This window comes from Pseudomonas sp. MS646 (assembly GCF_036693845.1).
Taxonomy (GTDB): domain Bacteria; phylum Pseudomonadota; class Gammaproteobacteria; order Pseudomonadales; family Pseudomonadaceae; genus Aquipseudomonas; species Aquipseudomonas chlororaphis_E.
In genome coordinates this window covers 4,209,940-4,230,174 of the sequence record NZ_CP144763.1, presented here as the reverse complement: position 1 = coordinate 4,230,174, position 20,235 = coordinate 4,209,940, and the positions used below count along the sequence as shown (strand labels likewise).

2 protein-coding genes (1 of these 2 only partly in view) are annotated in these 20,235 nt (G+C 66.9%); both read left to right on the top strand.

Features of this window, described 5'->3' with window-relative positions; all coding sequences use genetic code 11:
* Nucleotides 1-5,191, top strand: the final stretch of a protein-coding gene (locus V3H56_RS18400; protein ID WP_338473734.1) for a non-ribosomal peptide synthase/polyketide synthase. It extends 7,163 nt beyond the left edge of the window; 5,191 of the gene's 12,354 nt are visible here — the last part of the coding sequence; the start codon falls outside the window, past its left edge; it ends in the stop codon at nt 5,189-5,191.
* Nucleotides 5,191-20,235, top strand: a complete 15,045-nt coding sequence (locus V3H56_RS18395) for a non-ribosomal peptide synthase/polyketide synthase (protein WP_338473733.1) — start codon at nt 5,191-5,193, stop codon at nt 20,233-20,235. Before V3H56_RS18400 ends, V3H56_RS18395 begins: the two co-directional genes overlap by 1 nt.

The following is a 20,235-nucleotide window of genomic DNA, read 5'->3' as shown; positions in this document are numbered from 1 at the left end:
CCTGGTGCGCCAGCGCGCCGACGGGACCTTCGATTACCTGGATCGTATCGACAACCAGGTGAAGATCCGCGGCTTCCGTATCGAGCTGGGCGAGGTCGAAGCCCGCCTGCAAGCGTTGGCCGGCGTGCGCGAGGCGGTCGTGGTGGCCCAGGAAGGCACCGCCGGCAGCGGCAAACGCCTGGTTGCCTACGTGGTCGCCGACGCGCCAGCCCCTCGGGACGAAGCGTTCGCCGAACACCTGCGCGCGCAGCTCAAGGCGAGCCTGCCGGCGCACATGGTCCCGGCCTATCTGCTGGTGCTCGAACGCCTGCCGCTGACCCCCAACGGCAAGCTCGATCGCAAGAACCTGCCCAAGCCCGACGTCAGCCAACTGCAACACGCCTACGTGGCGCCGCGCAGCCTGCTGGAACAGCAATTGGCGTCCATCTGGCAGGACGTGCTCAAGCTGGGGCAGGTGGGCCTGCGGGACAATTTCTTCGAGCTGGGTGGCGATTCCATCGTTTCGATCCAGGTGGTCAGCCGCGCCCGCCAGCTCGGGATTCACTTCACGCCCAAGGATTTGTTCCAGCTCCAGACCATCGAAGCGTTGGCCGCGATGGCGCGCCAGGGCGAAACCGCGCAAGGGGTCGACCAGGGGCCGGTGACCGGCGAGCTGACGCTGCTGCCGGTGCAGCGGCTGTTTTTCCAGGAGTCGATCCCCGAGCGCCAGCACTGGAACCAGTCGGTGTTGCTCAAGCCGACCCAGCTTCTGGACGCCCGTGCGCTGGAGCAGGCCCTGGACGCCCTGGTGGTGCATCACGACGGCCTGCGCTTGAGCTTTGCCGATGACGGCAAAGGTTGGCAGGCCAGCTATCGGTCGCTGGCCCAGCAGTCCGAGGGTCTGCTGTGGGTGGCGGAGGTGGCCGATGCCGCGGCGTTGGAACACCTGGCCAACGAAGTGCAACGCAGCCTGGACCTGCAAGCCGGGCCGTTGTTGCGGGCCGCGCTGACGACCCTCGCCGATGGCACCCAGCGCCTGCTGCTGGCGATCCATCACCTGGTGGTGGACGGTGTGTCGTGGCGGATTTTGCTGGAAGACCTGCAGAGCGCCTACCGTCAGTTGTCTGCCGGCCAGGCGCTGCAACTGCCGGCGAAAACCACCTCGGCACAAGCCTGGGCCGACCGTTTGCAAGGCTACGCCCGCAGTGCCGCATTACAGGAGGAACTGGCGTTCTGGCAGGCGCACCTCGACGGTGCTGACGGCCGGTTGCCGCTGGACAATCCCCAGGGCGGACGGCCGAACCGCCACGCCCTCACCGTGCGTACTCGCCTTGACGCAGCGCTGACCCGCCAATTGCTGCAGGACGCGCCCAAGGCGTATCGCACCCAGGTCAACGATCTGCTGCTGACCGCGTTGGCCCGGGTGATGGTGCGCTGGACCGGCACCGACAGCGCATTGATCCAGCTCGAAGGCCATGGCCGCGAAGCGGTGTTCGCCGACGTCGACCTGACCCGTACCGTCGGCTGGTTCACCAGCCTGTACCCGGCCCGCCTGACGCCGACGGCGGACCTGGGGGATTCACTGAAACAGGTCAAGGAGCAACTGCGCTCGATCCCGAACAAGGGCCTGGGCTTCGGGGCCCTGGCTCAACTAGGGGATGCCACGGCGCAAGCCTGCCTGGCCGGGCTGCCCACGCCGGGCCTGACCTTCAATTACCTGGGCCAGTTCGACGCCAGTTTCGATGAGGCGCACGGCGCCTTGTTCGTGCCGGCCAGCGAAGGCGCCGGCGACGAGTTGCACGCCGATGCGCCGTTGTCCAACACCCTTGCCCTCAACGGCCAGGTGTTTGGCGGCGAACTGAACCTGGGCTGGACCTTCAGCCGCGAGCAGTTCGACGCGGCCACCGTGCAGGCCCTGGCCGATGACTACGCCCGGGAGCTGCAAGGGCTGATCGAGCATTGCTGTGACGGCACCCATGGCGGCGTCACGCCGTCGGACTTCCCGCTGGCTCGCCTGGACCAGCGACAACTGGACGGCCTGCCGATGGCGGCGGCGCAGATCGCCGACCTCTATCCGTTGTCGCCGATGCAACAGGGCATGCTGTTCCACAGCGTCTATGGCCAGGCCAGCGGCGCCTACATCAACCAGTTGCGCCTGGACGTCGAAGGCCTGGACCCGGACCGCTTCCACCAGGCATGGCAGGCGGCAGTGGACGCCCATGACATCCTGCGCACGCGTTTCGTCTGGCAAGGCGACCTGCCTGATCCGGTGCAGGTGGTCAGCAAACACCTGGCATTGCCTTACTGCCTGCACGACTTGCGCAACGATCCGCAGCGCGATGAAACCGTGGCGGCCCTGGCCGAGGCCGAACGCCGGCAACTGGACCTGGGCGCGCCGGCGCTGCTGCGGCTGGCGATCGTGCGCCTCGACGCACAGCGCTATCACCTGATCTACAGCCATCACCACATCCTCATGGACGGCTGGAGCAACTCGCAATTGCTCGGCGAAGTGCTGCAACGCTACAGCGGCCAGGACGTGCCCGTGCCGGTCAGCCGCTACCGCGATTACATCGCCTGGCTGCAACGCCAGGCCGTGACGGCCAGCGAGGCGTTCTGGACGCCGGCCCTGCGCCGCCTGGAGACGCCGACCCGGCTGGCCGAGGTGCTGGCAAAACCGGCGATGGATGAGACGGGGTATGGCGATCACGTGCATGGCCTGGACGAAGCGCTGACCCGGCGCCTGGAGGCCTTTGCCCGCGCCTCGAAAGTCACCGTCAACACACTGGTGCAGGCCGCCTGGCTGCTGCTGTTGCAGCGTTACACCGGCAAGGACACCGTGGCCTTCGGCGCCACCGTGGCCGGGCGTGCGGCGCAGTTGCCCGGCATCGAGCAGCAAATAGGCCTGTTCATCAACACCCTGCCGGTGATCGCCAGCCCACGGGCCGAGCAGACCCTGGACAGTTGGCTGCACGCGGTGCAAGAGCAGAACCTGGCCCTGCGCGAATTCGAGCACACGGCGTTGCTGGACATCCAGCGCTGGGCCGGGCAGGGCGGTGAAGCGTTGTTCGACAGCCTGCTGGTGTTCGAGAACTACCCGATTGCCCAGGCCCTGGAACAGGGCGCGCCGGACGGCTTGCGCTTCGGCCCGGCGGCCACCCGGGAGCAAACCAGCTACCCGCTGACGCTGTTGGTGAGCCTGGAGCGGCAACTGTCGGTGCACCTGAGTTACCAGCGCTCGAGTTTCGAGCCGGCCGCCGTCACGCGACTGGCCGCGCACCTGGCGCAACTGTTGGCGCAGATGGTCGATGGCGGCGAGCGCCGGCTGGCTGAGCTGACACTGCTCGAAGCCGACGAGTACCAACGCCTGATCCACGACTGGAACCCGGTCGATGGGTCGTTCGAGCACAGCCTGTGCATTCACCAGGTGATCGCCCGTCAAGCGGTAGCCACGCCGGATGCCTTGGCCGTGACCTTCGCCCACACGTCACTGAGCTACAGCGAGCTGGATGGCCGTGCCAATCGCCTGGCCCACAAGCTCATCGAATTGGGCGTTGGCCCGGAAGTCCGCGTCGGCGTCGCGATGCCGCGTTCCGAGCAGTTGCTGATCGCCTTGCTGGCGGTGCTCAAGGCCGGTGGTGCTTACGTGCCTCTCGATCCGGATTACCCGGCCGAGCGCGTGGCTTACATGCTCGACGACAGCCGTGCGCGGGTACTGCTGACTGAACAGGCAGTGGCGGCGACCTTGTCGGTGCCTGAGGCGACGGCGGTGCTGATGCTCGACCGCCTCGACCTGGACGGTTATTCCCTCGCTGCCCCCCACACCGGCGTGACCCCGGACAACCTGGCCTATGTGATCTACACCAGCGGCTCCACCGGCCTGCCCAAAGGCGTGGCGATTGCTCATCGCAACGTGCTGGCGCTGATCGATTGGTCGCGCGCGGTGTACCGTCGCGAAGATATCCAGGGTGTGCTGGCGTCCACCTCGGTGTGCTTCGACTTGTCGGTGTGGGAGCTGTTCGTGACCCTGGCCAACGGTGGCTCGCTGATCATCGCCCGCAATGCGCTGGAGCTGCCGCAACTGCCGGCCCGGGATCAGGTGCGTTTGATCAACACGGTGCCGTCGGCGATTGCCGCGTTGCAGCGCAGCGGTGAGATTCCGGCCAGTGTGCGGATCATCAACCTGGCGGGAGAGCCGCTGAAGCAAAGCCTGGTGGAGGCGCTGTATGAGTCGCCGACCCTTGAGCATGTCTACGACCTCTACGGCCCCTCTGAGGACACCACCTATTCCACCTGGACCCGGCGCACCGTCGGTGGCACGGCGAACATCGGCCGCCCGCTCAAGCACACCGCCAGTTACCTGCTGGATGCCGACCTGCAAGCGGTGCCCCAAGGTGTTTCGGCGGAACTGTACCTCAGCGGCGCAGGCATCACCCGGGGTTACCTGGGTCGGGCTGCGCTGACCGCCGAGAAGTACGTGCCCCATCCGTTTTCCACTGCGGGCGAGCGGTTGTATCGCACCGGCGACCTGTGCCGTTATCGCGTCGATGGCGTGCTCGAATATCTGGGCCGTATCGACCATCAGGTGAAGATCCGCGGGTTCCGCATCGAGCTGGGGGAAATCGAAGCGCGGCTGCAGCAGCAACCCCAGGTGCGCGAAGTGGCGGTGTTGGCCCAGGACGCTCCGGGCGGCCCGCAACTGGTGGCCTACGTGGTCGTCCCGGCACTCGACCGGGACGCCAGCGAGCAGGCGCGCAGCTTGCGCGATCAACTCAAGGCCGGCCTCAAGGCCCATTTGCCCGACTACATGATCCCGGCCCACCTGCTGTTCCTCGACCAACTGCCCCTGACCCCCAACGGCAAGCTCGACCGCAAGGCGTTGCCGGCGGTGGACGCTGGCCTGTCCCAGGCCGGTTATGTCGCGCCGGCCAGCGCACTCGAACAGCAGGTGGCCGCGATTTGGGCCCAGGTGCTCACGGTGGAGCGTGTTGGCCGCGACGATCACTTCTTCGAGTTGGGCGGCCATTCGCTGCTGGCGGTCAATGCCGTCTCGCGCATGGCCCTCGAACTGGGGCTGAGCCTGACCCCGCAACTGATTTTCCAGCACCCCGTCCTCAAGGCGTTTGTCGCGCAACTGGACACCGCGGACGGGCCAATCAATGAACAGAAACTGAACAAGCTGGAAGCCCTGCTTGATGAAATGGAGGAAGTCTGATGGACAAGAGTGTTGCTTTGAGGATTGCCAAGCGCTTTATCACTCTGCCGCTGGACAAACGCAGGCTGTACCTGGAGAAGATGCTCGAAGAGGGCGTCTCGCCGGCCAACCTGCCGATTCCCGAGGTGCGTTCCGGGTTCGAGCACATCGCGCTGTCCTACGCCCAGGAGCGCCAGTGGTTCCTGTGGCAGATGGACCCCCACAGCCCGGCGTATCACATCCCCACGGCCTTGCGCCTCAAGGGCCGCCTCGACGTTCCGGCCCTGGAGCGCAGCTTCAACGCCGTGGTCGAGCGCCACGAGAGCCTGCGCACCACCTTCATCGAACACGGCGAGCAGACTGTGCAGGTGATCCACCCGCACCTGTCGCTGCGCATTGCGATCGAGTCATTGGCGGGCGGTGCGCCGGCCAGCGAGGACGAGAGCATCAAGGCTTTCGTCGAAGATGAAACCGCGCGTCCCTTCGATCTGCGCCAGGGGCCATTGCTGCGGGTGTCGCTGTTGGAAGTCGGCGAGGACGACCATGTGCTGGTGTTGATCCAGCATCACATCATTTCCGATGGCTGGTCGATGCAGGTGCTGGTGGATGAACTGGTGCGCCACTATGCGTTCCTCACGGCCGCCGACGGTGCCGATGCGGCCCTGGCGTTGCCGGAACTGCCGGTGCAATACGCCGACTACGCGATCTGGCAGCGGCACTGGCTCGAGGCCGGTGAGCGTGAGCGGCAACTGGCCTACTGGGTCGAGACCCTGGGTGGTGAACAACCTGTACTGGAGCTGCCCCTCGATCGGCCACGCCCGCCCGTGCAAAGCTTTCGCGGCGCCCGCCTGGACCTGAACCTGCCACCCGCGCTGGGCGCGGCCCTCAAGCAGTTGGCCCAGCGCGAAGGGGCCAGCCTGTTCATGGTGCTGCTGGCCTCGTTCCAGGCACTGCTGCACCGCTACAGCGGCCAGTCGCAGATTCGCGTCGGCGTGCCGGTGGCCAACCGCAACCGGGTCGAGACCGAAGGCCTGATCGGTTTCTTCGTCAACACCCAGGTGCTCAGTGCCGAGGTCGACGGGCAGTTGCCGTTCGACCGGCTGCTCGACCAGGTCAAGCAGTCGGCCCTGGCCGCCCAGGCGCACCAGGACCTGCCGTTCGAGCAATTGATCGAAGCCCTGCAACCGGAGCGCAGCCTCAGCCACAGCCCGATCTTCCAGGTCATGTTCAACCACCAGAGCGCCAGCGCAGAACAGGCCCGGCAACGGCAACTGCCGCAACTGAGCATCGAGGACCTGGTGTGGGAAGGGCGCACCGCTCAGTTCGACCTGACCCTGGGCACCTATGAAACCGAGCAGGGCGTTGCCGCCGAACTGACCTATGCCACCGACCTGTTCGACGCCCGGACCATCGAGCGTCTGGCCGGGCACTGGCTGAACCTGTTGCGCGGCATCGTCGAGACGCCGCAGCAACGCATCGGCGAACTGCCGCTGCTCGATGCGGCCCAGCAGCAAGTGGCCCGGCAGGATTGGTTGCGCACGGTCGAGCATGGCGACGCGGCCTGCGTGCACCAGCGCATCGCCGAACAGGCACGCCGCACGCCGGAGGCGGTCGCCTTGATCGTCGAAGAGCAGGTCCTGACCTACGGCCAACTGGAGGCGCGCGCCAACCAGCTCGCCCATCGGCTGATTGCGCTGGGCGTGACGCCCGACCAGCCGGTGGGCATCGCGGTGGAGCGCAGCGCCGAGATGATTGTCGGCCTGCTGGCGATCCTCAAGGCCGGGGGCGCCTACGTGCCCCTGGACCCGGCGTACCCCGAGGATCGTCTGGCCTACATGATCGAGGACAGTGGCTTGCGGTTGCTGTTGACCCAGGCCCGCCTGCAAGGCGTGCTGCCGATTCCGGCCGGCTTGCCGACGCTGTTGCTCGACCAGCCCGACGCGGCGTTGCAGCAGGCTCCGCACACCTGTCCGGTAGTGTCGCTGAATGCCGAGCACCTGGCCTACGTGATCTACACCTCCGGCTCCACCGGCAAGCCCAAGGGCGTGATGGTGCGCCATGGCGCGCTGGGCAACTTCATCAGCAGCATGATCGCCCGGCCGGGCCTGGACGCCAGCGACCGCATGCTGTCGCTGACGACGTTTTCGTTCGATATCTTTGGACTGGAAATCTACGGGCCGTTGTCCGCCGGGGCCTGCGTCGTGTTGACCGGGCAGCATGTTCACCAGGACCCGCAAGCGGTGCTGGCGCTGGTCGAGCGCCACGCTGTGACGGTGCTGCAAGCCACGCCATCGAGCTGGCGCATGTTGCTGGACCATGAACACGCGGCACGACTGGCCGGACGCACCTTGCTGTGCGGCGGCGAAGCCTTGCCGCTGGCGTTGGCGCAACGACTGCTGGCCCTGTCGCCGAAGGTCTGGAACCTCTACGGCCCGACCGAGACCACGATCTGGTCGGTCGTGCACCCGCTGAGCCTGGACAACAGCCGGCCGTTCCTCGGCACCCCCCTGGACAATACCGCGCTGTACGTCGTCGGCAGCGACCTGGCGCTCAACCCGCCCGGCGCTCCCGGTGAGTTGCTGATCGGCGGCGACGGCCTGGCCCGCGGCTATTTCCAGCGCCCGGCCCTGACGGCGGAGCGCTTCGTGCCGGACCCATTCTCCCGCACCGGCGCGCGCCTGTACCGCACCGGTGACCTGACCCGTTATCGGGCCGAAGGCGTGGTCGAGTACATCGGCCGCATCGACCATCAGGTGAAGATCCGTGGCCTGCGCATCGAACTGGGCGAAATCGAGGCGGCGCTGCTGGCCCTCGCCCAGGTGCGTGAAAGCGTGGTGGTGGCCCACGAAGGGGCGACCGGTGCGCAACTGGTGGGCTATGTGGTGCCCCGTGACCAGGCCATGCCGGATGCGCAAAACCAACAGGCGCTGCGCAACGACATCAAGGCCGCGTTGAAGGCGCAGTTGCCGGAATACATGGTTCCGGCGCACCTGGTGTTCCTCGCGAACCTGCCGCTGACCCCCAACGGCAAGGTCGATCGCAAGGCGCTGCCGGCCCCGCAAGCCAGCCCGTCGCAAGGCACCTACGCGGCCCCCCGCAGCGCCACCCAGCACATCGTGGCCGGCATCTGGCAAGACGTGCTCAAGCTTGAGCGGGTGGGCTTGGACGACCACTTCTTCGAGCTCGGTGGCCACTCGTTGCTGGTCACCCAGGTGATGACCCGGGTGCGCCAGGCGTTGAAGGTCCAGGTGCCGCTGCGCACCTTGTTCGAACACAGCGTGCTCAGGGATTTCGTCGCGGCCCTGGGCGTGGAGCAAGCGCATCGGGAGCCGCCGCTGGTGGCGTTGCCGCGACAGCCGTTGATGCCGTTGTCGTATGCCCAGGAGCGCCAATGGTTTCTCTGGCAACTGGAGCCCACCAGCACCGCCTATCACATCCCGGCGGCGTTGCGCCTGCGCGGGGTGCTGGACCTGCCGGCGTTGCAGCGCAGTTTCGATGCGCTGCTGGCCCGTCACGAATCCTTGCGCACGCGCTTCGTCGAGCACGATGGGCAGGCGTGGCAGACCATCGACCCGGTTGCCTCGCTGGACATCGCTGTGCAGGCGTTGCCCGCCGACCTCGACGACGCGGCGCTCTTGATGCGGGTGGCGGAAGAAACCCGCGGCCTGTTCGATCTGCACCAGGGCCCGCTGATGCGGGTCACGCTGATGCGTCTGGCGGCTGAGGACCACGTGCTGGTGCTGACCCAGCACCACATCGTCTCCGATGGCTGGTCGATGCAGGTCATGGTCGATGAGCTGATGGACACCTACGCCGCCTTCAGCACTGGCCAGGCACTGGCTTCGGCAGCGCTGGCGGTGCAGTACGCCGACTATGCCGCGTGGCAGCGACATTGGATGGACGCCGGTGAGCGCGAGCGTCAGTTGAGCTACTGGACCCAACGCCTGGGTGATAACCCACCGTTGCTGGAATTGCCCACCGACCGGCCGCGACCGGCCGAACAAAGCCATCGCGGCGCACGCTTGCAAGTGCCCTTGAGTGCCTCCCTGGCCGCCGACCTCAAGCAACTGGCCCAGCGGGAAAACGTCACCTTGTTCGTGGTGTTGCTGGCGGCGTTCCAGACCCTGTTGCATCGCTACAGCGGCCAGCCCGACATTCGCGTTGGCGTGCCCGTGGCCAACCGTAACCGGGTCGAAACCGAAGGGCTGATCGGCTTCTTCGTCAACACCCAGGTGCTCAAGGCCGACATCGACAGCCAGCAAAGCCTGCGTAGCCTGTTGCAGCAGGTGCGCGACAACGTGCTCGGGGCCCAGGCCCACCAGGACTTGCCGTTCGAACAACTGGTGGACGCGCTGCAACCGGAGCGCAGCCTCAGCCACAGTCCGCTGTTCCAGGTGTTGCACAACCACCAGGCGCGCCAGCCCCGCGGTTCGGTGGCGCAATTGGCGCACGTCGATGTCCAGGCCCTGACCTGGGACAGCGACACCGCCAAGTTCGACCTGACCCTGGACACCTACGAATCGGCGGACCAGCTCTGGGCCGAACTGACTTACGCCACCGACCTGTTCGAGGCCGCGACCATCGAACGCCTGGGCCGGCACTGGACGAACCTGCTCCAGGCGCTGGTCGCCGACTGTGGACAACGCATCAGCCAGGTGCCGCTGCTCGATGCTGCCGAACAGCAGGCCATGTTGGGCCTGTGGAACCCGCAACGGGCGGATTTCCCGAGCCATGAATGCCTGCACCAGCAGATCGAGGCCCAGGCCCTGCGAGCCCCCGACGCCATTGCGTTGAGTCATCTGGACCAGCACCTGAGCTATCACCAGCTCAATGCCCGGGCCAATCGCCTGGCCCATCGGCTGATCGAGGCCGGTGTCGGGCCGGACGTGCGCGTCGGGCTGGGCATGGCGCGCGGCCTGGAGCTGGTGGTGGGGCTGCTGGCCATCCTCAAGGCCGGCGGCGCCTATGTGCCGCTGGACCCCAGCTACCCCGAGGAACGCCTGGCCTACATGATCGCCGACAGCGGGATCGGGCTGCTGGTGACCCAGGCCCAGGTGCTCGACCGTTTGCCGGTGCCCGACAGCGTGCGCAGCCTGCTGGTGGATGAGGATCCGCTTGGCTACAGCGACGCCAACCCGGGCGTGGCCATGTCTGCGGACAACCTGGCCTACGTGATCTACACCTCCGGTTCCACCGGGCAGCCGAAGGGCACGTTGCTGGCCCATCACAATGTGCTGCGGCTGTTCGAGGCCACCGCGCAGTGGTTCGAGTTTGGCGCACACGACGTCTGGACCCTGTTCCATTCCTTTGCGTTTGACTTCTCGGTCTGGGAAATCTTCGGTGCGTTGCTGTACGGCGGCCGGTTGGTGGTGGTGCCGTACGACACCAGCCGTTCGCCGGAAGAGTTTCATGCCTTGCTCTGCCGCGAAGGCGTCACCGTGCTGAACCAGACCCCGTCGGCGTTCAAGCCGCTGATGCAGGTGGCTTGCGCCTCAGCCACGGATGCGCAAGCCCTGGCGCTGCGTTATGTGGTGTTCGGCGGCGAGGCGCTGGACGTCAAGCACCTGCGGCCATGGTTCGAGTGCTTCGGCGACCGCGCGCCGCGACTGATCAACATGTACGGCATCACCGAGACCACGGTCCACGTGACCTACCGTCCGCTGGGCGAAGCCGATTTGCAGCGCGACGTCAGCAGCCCGATCGGCGAGCCGATTGGCGACCTGTCGTGGTACTTGCTCGACGGCGACCTGAACCCGGTGGCCGCCGGGTGCATTGGCGAGTTGTACATCGGCCGCGCGGGCCTGGCGCGGGGCTACCTGAACCGTGCCGACCTGACCTGCCTGCGCTTTGTCCCCGACCCGTTCGGCGGCGAGGGCGGCCGGCTGTATCGCACCGGCGACCTGGCGCGCTGCCGCGCCGATGGCGTGATCGAATACGTCGGGCGCATCGACCATCAGGTGAAGATCCGCGGCTTCCGCATCGAACTGGGGGAAATCGAAGCCCGGCTCCTGGCATTGGCGTCGATCCGTGCCGCGGCCGTGCTGGCGGTACCCGGCCTGAGCGGGCCGCAGTTGGTGGCCTACCTAGTGCCGACCGACGCCACCTTGGCGGGCGACCCGTCGCGCCAAGGCCAGTGGCGCGATGCAGTGCGCGCCGAACTCCGGGCGACCTTGCCCGAGCACATGCTGCCGGCGCACCTGGTGCTGCTGGAGCAACTGCCGCTGACCGCCAACGGCAAGCTCAACCGCAATGCATTGCCGTCGCCGGACACCGGCACCGTGACGCAGGCTTACCAGGCCCCGCAAAGCGAGCTGGAGCAGCGTCTGGCAAGCCTCTGGCAAGAGGTGTTGAAACGGCCGCAAGTGGGCCTGGACGACAACTTCTTCGAGCTGGGCGGCGACTCGATCATCTCGATCCAGGTGGTCAGCCGTGCCCGCCAGGCCGGTATTCGCCTCAGCCCCAAAGACCTGTTCCAGCACCAGAGCGTGCGGCGCCTGGCCCTGGTGGCGACGCTGGAGGACGATCAGGCCGGGATTGACCAGCAACCGGTCGAGGGGCCGGCGTTGCTGCTGCCGATCCAGCAGCAATTCTTCGACGAGGCGATCCCCACGCGTCATCACTGGAACCAGTCGGTGCTGCTCAAGCCTCGCATCGCCCTGGAGGCGGACAAGCTCGAACAGGTGCTGCGTGCCCTGGTCAATCACCACGACGCGCTGCGCCTGGGCTTTACCCAGCAGCCATCCGGCTGGGTGGCGGTGTATCGACCCCTTGAGCAGCCATCCGACGATTGGCTGTGGCAGGCCGACGTGGCCGACAGCGCGGAACTGGAAACGTTGGGCAACCGGGCCCAGCGCAGCCTTGACCTGCAAGACGGCCCGCTGCTGCGGGCGGTGCTGGCCAACCTTGCCGACGGCAGCCAGCGTCTGTTGCTGGTGATTCATCACCTGGTGGTGGACGGCGTGTCCTGGCGCATTCTGCTGGAAGACCTGCAAAACGCTTATCAACAGGTGCACCAGGGCCAAGCCTTGAAACTGCCGGTCAAGACCCATGCCTTCAAGGACTGGAGCGAACGGTTGCAGCGCTACGCCGCCAGCCCGGCGTTGCAGCAGGAGCGGGCGTACTGGCTGGACGGCCTGGGTGCCTGCGGCAACGACCTGCCGTGCGAGCGTCTCGACGCCGGCCAGCAGAACCGGCTGCAAGCCACGGTCGTGACTCGCCTCGATGCGAACCTGACCCGCCAACTGCTGCAAGAGGCGCCGAGCGCCTACCGCACCCAGGTCAACGACCTGCTGTTGACCGCGCTGGCGCGGGTGATCGGGCGCTGGACCGGGCAACCTTCGGTGCTGATCCAACTGGAGGGCCACGGCCGCGAAGCGCTGTTCGACGACATCGACCTGACGCGCACGGTGGGCTGGTTCACCAGCCTGTTCCCGGTGTGCCTGACCCCGCTGGAAGGGCCGGGCGAATCGATCAAGCAGATCAAGGAACAGTTGCGCTCGATCCCGAACAAGGGCATCGGCTTTGGCGTGCTGCGCCACTTCGGCGATGCGTCCACCCGGCAAGCTTTTGCCAACCTGCCCACGCCGCGCATCACCTTCAACTACCTCGGCCAGTTCGACGGCAGTTTCGCCGGCGATGACGGCGCGTTGTTCACTCCGGCCCAGGAAAACGCCGGCCTCGACCAGAGCGCCGATGCGCCGATGGGCAACTGGCTGACCCTCAACGGCCAGGTCTATGGCGGCGAACTGAGCATTGCCTGGAACTTCAGTCGCGAGCGCTTCCACCTCGCGACCCTCGAACGCCTGGCGGACGAGTACGCCCAGGAGTTGGCGCTGTTGATCGGCCATTGCATGAAGCCTGGCAGCGTCGGCCTGACGCCATCGGATTTCCCCCTGGCCGGCCTGACCCAGGCGCAGCTCGACGGGTTGCCGATGCCGGCGCGGCAGGTGGTCGATGTCTACCCGCTGTCGGCGATGCAGCAGGGCATGCTGTTCCACAGCCTCTATGAACACGCCGCCGGCGACTACATCAACCAGGTGCGCCTCGACGTCGAAGGCCTGGACCCGCAACGCTTCCAGCAGGCCTGGCAGGCCGCCGTGGAGGGTCACGACATCCTGCGCACCAGCTTCGTCTGGCAAGGACTGGAGCGGGCCGTGCAAGTGGTGCACAAGCAACTGGCGATGCCGTTCACCGTGCTCGACTGGCGTGAGCGCGGCGACACCCACGCCGGCCTCGACGCACTGGCCGAGACCGAACAGGCCCGGGGCTTCGACCTGACCCAGGGGCCGTTGCTGCGCATGACGGTGGTGCAACTGGATGAGCGGCGTTGCCACCTGATCTACACCAACCACCACATCCTGATGGACGGTTGGAGCAACTCGCAGCTGCTGGGCGAAGTGTTGCAGCGCTACGCCGGCCAGCCGGTGCCGGCCACGGCGGGGCGCTATCGCGACTACATCGACTGGTTGCAGCGCCAGGATCCGCAGCTCAGCCAGGCCTGGTGGGCCAGCCAACTGGCCGATCTGCAAGAGCCGACACGCCTGGCCCACGCGATCCAGCGGCCCGCCGACGATCAGCCGCGTGAGGGCCATGGCGAGCGTCATCAACTGATCGATGCGCTGCAGACGCGCCTGTTGAGTGAGTTCGCCCGCCAGCAGAAGGTCACCCTCAACACCTTGGTCCAGGCCGCGTGGCTGTTGTTGCTGCAACGCCTGACCGGGCAGCAGACCGTGGCGTTCGGTGCCACCGTGGCCGGCCGTCCGACCGAACTGGCCGGGGTCGAGCAGCAGATTGGCCTGTTCATCAACACCTTGCCGGTGATCGCCAGCCCGCTGCCGGCGCAGACCGTGGGCCAGTGGTTGCAGAGTGTCCAGGCGCAGAACCTGGCGCTGCGTGAACATGAGCACACGCCGTTGTTCGACATCCAGCGCTGGGCCGGCCAGAACGGTGAGGCGTTGTTCGACAACATCCTGGTGTTCGAGAACTACCCGGTGTCCCAGGCGCTGGAGCAGGGCGCCCCCGGGCAACTGCGCTTCAGCCACATCCAGAATCACGAACAGACCAACTACCCGCTGACCGTGGTGGTCAACGCCGGTGAGACCCTGGCGTTGCAGTACAGCTATCGACGCGAAGCGTTCGCCGAGGGCGTGGTCGAGCAGTTGAGCAGCCTGTTGGGCAACCTGCTGCGGCAAATGACCCAGTCGGCCGAGACGACCCTGGGCGAACTGGCGTTGCTGGACAGTGCGCAGGTGCAAGTGATCGAACAGTGGAACGCCACTGCCCAGCCGTTCGCCCTGGACCAGGGCGTGCACCGTCTGATCCAGGCCCAGGCCCTGCGCACGCCCGACGCCATTGCCCTGGTGTTCGGCGACCAGGCACTGGACTACCGCCAGCTCAACGAACGGGCCAACCAACTGGCCCACGCGCTGATCGAGCGTCAGGTCGGGCCGGACACGCTGGTCGGCATCGCAATGGAGCGCAGCCTGGAAATGGTGGTCGGTCTGCTGGGGATCCTCAAGGCCGGCGGCGCCTATGTGCCGCTGGACCCGGAGTACCCGCGTGAGCGGCTCGGCTACATGATCCAGGACAGCGGCATCGGCCTGCTGCTGACCCAGCCGCAGGTGCTCGACGCCTTGCCGCTGCCCCAGGGCTTGCCAAGCCTGTGCCTGACACCCGCGGGCGAGGCCTTCGACGCCTACCCGAGGGCGAACCCCGAGGTGGCGGTGCAGCCGGAGAACCTGGCCTACGTGATCTACACCTCCGGTTCCACCGGCCAGCCCAAGGGCGCCGGCAATGCCCACCGGGCGCTGGTCAATCGGTTGGTGTGGATGCAACAGGCCTACGGGCTGACGCCGGCGGACACGGTCTTGCAGAAGACCCCGTTCAGTTTCGACGTGTCGGTGTGGGAGTTCTTCTGGCCGCTGATGGTCGGTGCGCGGCTGGTGGTCGCGGCGCCCGGGGCTCATCGGGATCCGGCGCGGCTGATTGAGTTGATCGAGCGCGAGCAGGTCAGCACGCTGCACTTCGTGCCGTCGATGCTCCAGGCGTTCTTGCAGGCTGCCGACGTCCAGCGTTGCACCAGCCTGACCCGCATCGTTTGCAGCGGTGAGGCACTGCCGGTGCAGGTGCAGGTGCAGGTGTTCGCCAAGCTGCCGGGGGCCGGGTTGTACAACCTGTACGGCCCGACCGAGGCGGCCATCGACGTCACCCATTGGACCTGCCGCGAAGAAGGCCGCGACAGCGTGCCCATCGGCCAGCCGATTGCCAACCTGTCGACCCATATCCTCGACAGCGGCCTGAACCCGTTGCCGGTCGGCGTGGCCGGCGAGTTGTACCTGGGCGGCGTGGGCCTGGCCAGGGGTTACCACCGTCGCCCGGGCCTGAGCGCCGAGCGTTTTGTCGCCAGCCCGTTGGGCGGCGGCCAGCGTCTGTACCGCACCGGTGACCTGGCGCGGTATCGCGCCGACGGGGTGATAGAGTACGTCGGTCGCATCGACCATCAGGTCAAGTTGCGCGGCCTGCGCATTGAGCTGGGGGAAATCGAGGCGCGGCTGATGGCCCATGCGGCAGTGCGTGAAGCGGTCGTCGTGGCGTGTGACGTAGCGGGCAGCCAGCAACTGGTGGCCTACCTGGTGGCCGTCGATCCGGCCGAGCCGGCACGCCATCCCCCACTCAATGGGCAACTCGACGCCTGGCTGGGGGAAAGCCTGCCGGACTACATGGTCCCGGCACACCGCGTATGGCTGGCGCAGATGCCGCTGAGCCCCAACGGCAAGCTCGACCGCAAGCGCCTGCCGGCCCTGGAGCTGGCCGCCGCAGAGCACGTGGCGCCGGCCAATGCCACCGAGCGCACGCTGGTGCAGATCTGGCAGGGCGTGTTGGGCGTCGAATCCGTTGGCGTCACGGATAATTTCTTCAATCTGGGCGCCGACTCGATCATCTCGATCCAGGTGGTCAGCCGCGCCCGTGAACAGGGCATCGACCTGAGTCCGAAAGACATCTTCCAGCACCCCACCGTCCGCCAACTGGCCGAGCGGGTCATGTCGGCGGAACCTGTCACTTCGGCGGCCAGCGCCCTGGTGGACATGCCGCTGCACGGCCTGACCGAGCAGCAGGTGCGCCAGTTGCCGCTGCCGCAAGGGCAGTTGGGCGGGTTGTACCGTCTGTCCCCGATGCAACAGGGCATGTTGTTCCTCGGCTTGAATTCGCCGGAAGCCGACCTGTACATCAACCAGTTGAGCATCCCGGTCCAGGGCCTGGAGCCGGCGCGTTTCCAGGCTGCCTGGGAGGCGGTGAGCCGGCGCCATGACATCCTGCGCAGCGGTTTCCTCTGGCAGGACATGGCCGAGCCGTTGCAGTTCGTCCTCGCCGATGCGCCGTTGCCCATCAGCCTGCTGGACTGGCGCGAGCAGGACGTTTCGGCCCAAGCCCTGCAACACCTGGCCGACCGTGAGCGGGCCCGGGGCTTCGACCTGGATCGCCCACCGTTGCAGCGCCTGCTGCTGGTGCGGATCGGCGCGGACAGCTATCAACTGATCTGGACCTACCACCACATCCTGATCGACGGCTGGAGCAGTTCGCAGTTGATCGGTGAGGTGCTCAGCCTCTACTCGGGGCGCGATCTGCCCGAGGCGGTGCCGTACCGTCACTACATCAACTGGCTCGCCCAGCAGGATGCCAGCGGCGGGGAACGTTTCTGGCGCCGGCACCTGGCCGACCTCGACGAACCGACCTACCTGGCCGACGCCGTGCCGCGCAAAGAAGAAGGGCAGGGCAGGGGGCATGAGGCGCTCTACAGCCGCCTGGGCGAAGCCCGGACCGAACAGTTCAAAGCGTTTGCCAGGGACCAGCAAGTCACCCTCAATACCTTGGTGCAAGGCGCCTGGCTGGTGCTGCTCAGTCGCTACAGCGGCCAGCGTTGCGTGGCGTTCGGTGCCACGGTGGCCGGCCGTCCCGCCAGCCTGCCGGCGTCGGAATCGATCCTGGGGTTGTTCATCAACACCCTGCCGGTGATCAAGCAGGTGTGCGCCGAGCAACCGGTGGGGCCGTGGTTGCGTGACCTGCAGGACTACAACCTGGACATGCGCGAGCGCGAATACACGCCGCTGACCGACGTCCAGCGCTGGGCCGGGCGCGCCGGGCAATCGCTGTTCGACAGCATCATCGTGTTCGAGAACCACCCCATCGACCAGGCGCTGCGCGAGTGGCGCGATGACTCGTTGAAGTTTGGCGAGAGCAGCGCTGCCGGCCTGACCAACTTCCCGATGGACCTGATGGTCACCCTCGAAGACGGGCTGGTGATCGAATACATGTTCCTGCGCGAGCATTTCGACCGGGCCACGGTGGAAGGCATCCGCGCCAACATGGAAGGGCTGTTGGCGGCGCTGTGCGAGGACGCCGCACGGCCCCTGGGCCGTCTCGGCCTGGTCACCGGGCAGGCACTGGCGGCCCAGGCGGCCGAGCCATCGCTGGTGCCAGTGCCAGTGCCGGTGCACGTGCGCATCGGCCAATGGGCTGCCCGCGACAGTGAGCAGACGGCGGTCATCTTCGACGGCCAGCGGTTCAGCTACGGCCAGATCGAGGCCCGGGCCAATCGCCTGGCCCACGCCCTGATAGCCGAAGGGGTCGGGCCGGACGTGCGGGTCGGCGTGGCCTTACCCCGCAGCGAGCAGATGATTGTCGCCTTGCTGGCGGTGCTCAAGGCGGGCGGTGCCTACGTGCCGCTGGACGCCACTTATCCACGGGAGCGCCTGAGTTACCTGATGGACGATTCGGGCATTGCCCTGTTGCTCAGCGACTCGCGCCTGGACGCCGTATTGCCGACCCGGGCCAATCTTCATGTGCTGGCGCTGGACCGTCTGAACCTCGACGACCTGCCGGGCACGGCGCCCCAGGTGACGGTGCAGCCGGAAAACCTTGCCTACGTGATCTACACCTCCGGCTCCACCGGTTTGCCCAAGGGCGTGGGCGTGGGCCATGGTGCCTTGGCGATGCACTGCCAGGCCATCGGCCAGCGTTATGAAATGAGCACGGCCGATTGCGAGTTGCACTTCATGTCGTTCGCCTTCGACGGTGCCCATGAGCGTTGGCTGACCCCGTTGACCCATGGTGCGCGGTTGCTGATCCGCGACGACAGCCTCTGGACTGCCGAGCAGACCTTCAACGCCTTGCATGAGCATGGCGTGACGGTGGCGGCGTTCCCGCCGGTGTATTTGCAGCAACTGGCCGAGCACGCCGAGCAACAGGGCAACCCACCGCCGGTGCGGGTCTACTGCTTCGGTGGCGATGCGGTGCCGCAAGCGAGTTTCGAGCTGGCCAGGCGGGCCCTCAAGCCGCGCTACATCATCAACGGCTACGGTCCGACCGAAACCGTGGTCACGCCGCTGATCTGGAAGGCGGGCGCCGAGCAGACGTGCGGCGCGGCGTATGCTCCCATCGGCACGCTCGTCGGCCAGCGTTGTGGCTACGTGCTGGACCACGACCTCAATCGCCTGCCGGTCGGCGTGGCGGGCGAGCTGTACCTGGGCGGGGCGTTGGCCCGAGGTTACCTGGGGCGCGCCGGCGGCACGGCCGAACGTTTTGTCGCCGATCCATTCGGCGGCGCCGGTGCCCGCCTGTATCGCACCGGCGACCTGGTGCGACAACGCGAGGATGGCACCCTTGACTACCTGGGCCGCATCGACCAGCAAGTGAAGATCCGGGGCTTCCGTATCGAACCGGGGGAAATCGAGGCCCGTCTCAAGCAACTGCCGGGGGTGCGTGACGCGGCGGTGGTGGCGCGTGACGGCGCCAGCGGCAAGCAATTGGTCGGCTACGTGCTGCCCGTCGATTCGACATCGACCGGGGAGTGGTGCGAGGGCCTGCGCGAACAGCTCAAGGCGAGCCTGCCGGACTACATGGTGCCGGCCCACCTGATGCTGCTCGAACGCCTGCCGCTGACACCCAACGGCAAGCTCGACCGCAAGGCACTGCCGGCGCCGGGCGCCGATCCGGCGCGCCAGGGCTACGTGGCACCGGACAGCGCGCTTGAAAAAGCCCTGGTGGACATCTGGCAGGACGTGCTGAAAGTCGAGCGGGTCGGGGTGACCGATCACTTCTTCGAACTGGGCGGTGACTCGATCCTCAGCCTGCAAGTGGTGGCCCGCAGTCGGGGGCTCAAGGCCCAGGGCTTGAACCTTAAGCTGCGCGACCTGATGCAGAAACCGACCATCGCCCAGTTGGTGGCGGGTTTGCAGGGCCAAGCCTCGACGCCTTCCACTGTGTTGGCGATGAACGCCGAGGTGCGGGGCACGGCACCGCTGTTCTGCATCCATGCCGGGTTTGGCACGGTGTTCGACTATGAACCGCTGGCGCGGCGCTTGAGCGGTGTGCGCCAGGTGCTGGCGGTGCAGTCGGCGATGCTGCTGGATCCGGCGTGGCGCGACGCATCGCTGCCGGCGATGGCCAGCGCCTACGTGGCCCAGATCCGCGCACGGCAACCGCAAGGGCCGTATTCGCTGCTGGGTTGGTCCCTGGGTGGCACCCTGGCCTTGTTGATGGCCGCGCAACTGGAGCGCGAAGGGCAGCAGGTCGAGTTCGTCGGCCTGGTCGACAGCTTCGTGCCTTCGGCCGCGGTGGATCGCCACGCAGTGGATGACTGGCGCGCCGACCTGCGGGATTTCGTGCGGGTGACGTTGCCCGACGCCAGGTTGCCGCAGTTGATCGAGGGCGAGGAAACGGCGACGAATCTGCGCGCGTTGCTGGCGACGGCGATGGCCGGCGAGGGCGTTGCCTCCACCTACCTGGCCTTGGGTGCCGATGAGCTGGCCCATGTCTTTTGCGTCGCCCGCCACCTCAAGCACCTGTCGCTGCAACTGGACCGGTGCCCGACGGTGGCGGTGGAGCCGACGTGCTGGTGGACGCCGGGGCGCGAAGCCGAAGGGCTGGAACTGGCTGCGCAGGTGGGGCAGCCGGTGCAGGGTGAGCGGATCGACTGCGGTCACTTCCAGATTCCCCGGGATGAACGATTCCTGGCCAGGGCTGAAGAAATCCTTGCCGAGATCGTTGAATCAGAAGTCTTGTCCTGA

What these genes read in the sequence shown, in the direction of transcription:
- V3H56_RS18395 (WP_338473733.1), top strand. Translation starts at nt 5,191, where the DNA reads ATGGACAAGAGTGTTGCTTTGAGGATTGCCAAGCGCTTTATCACTCTG.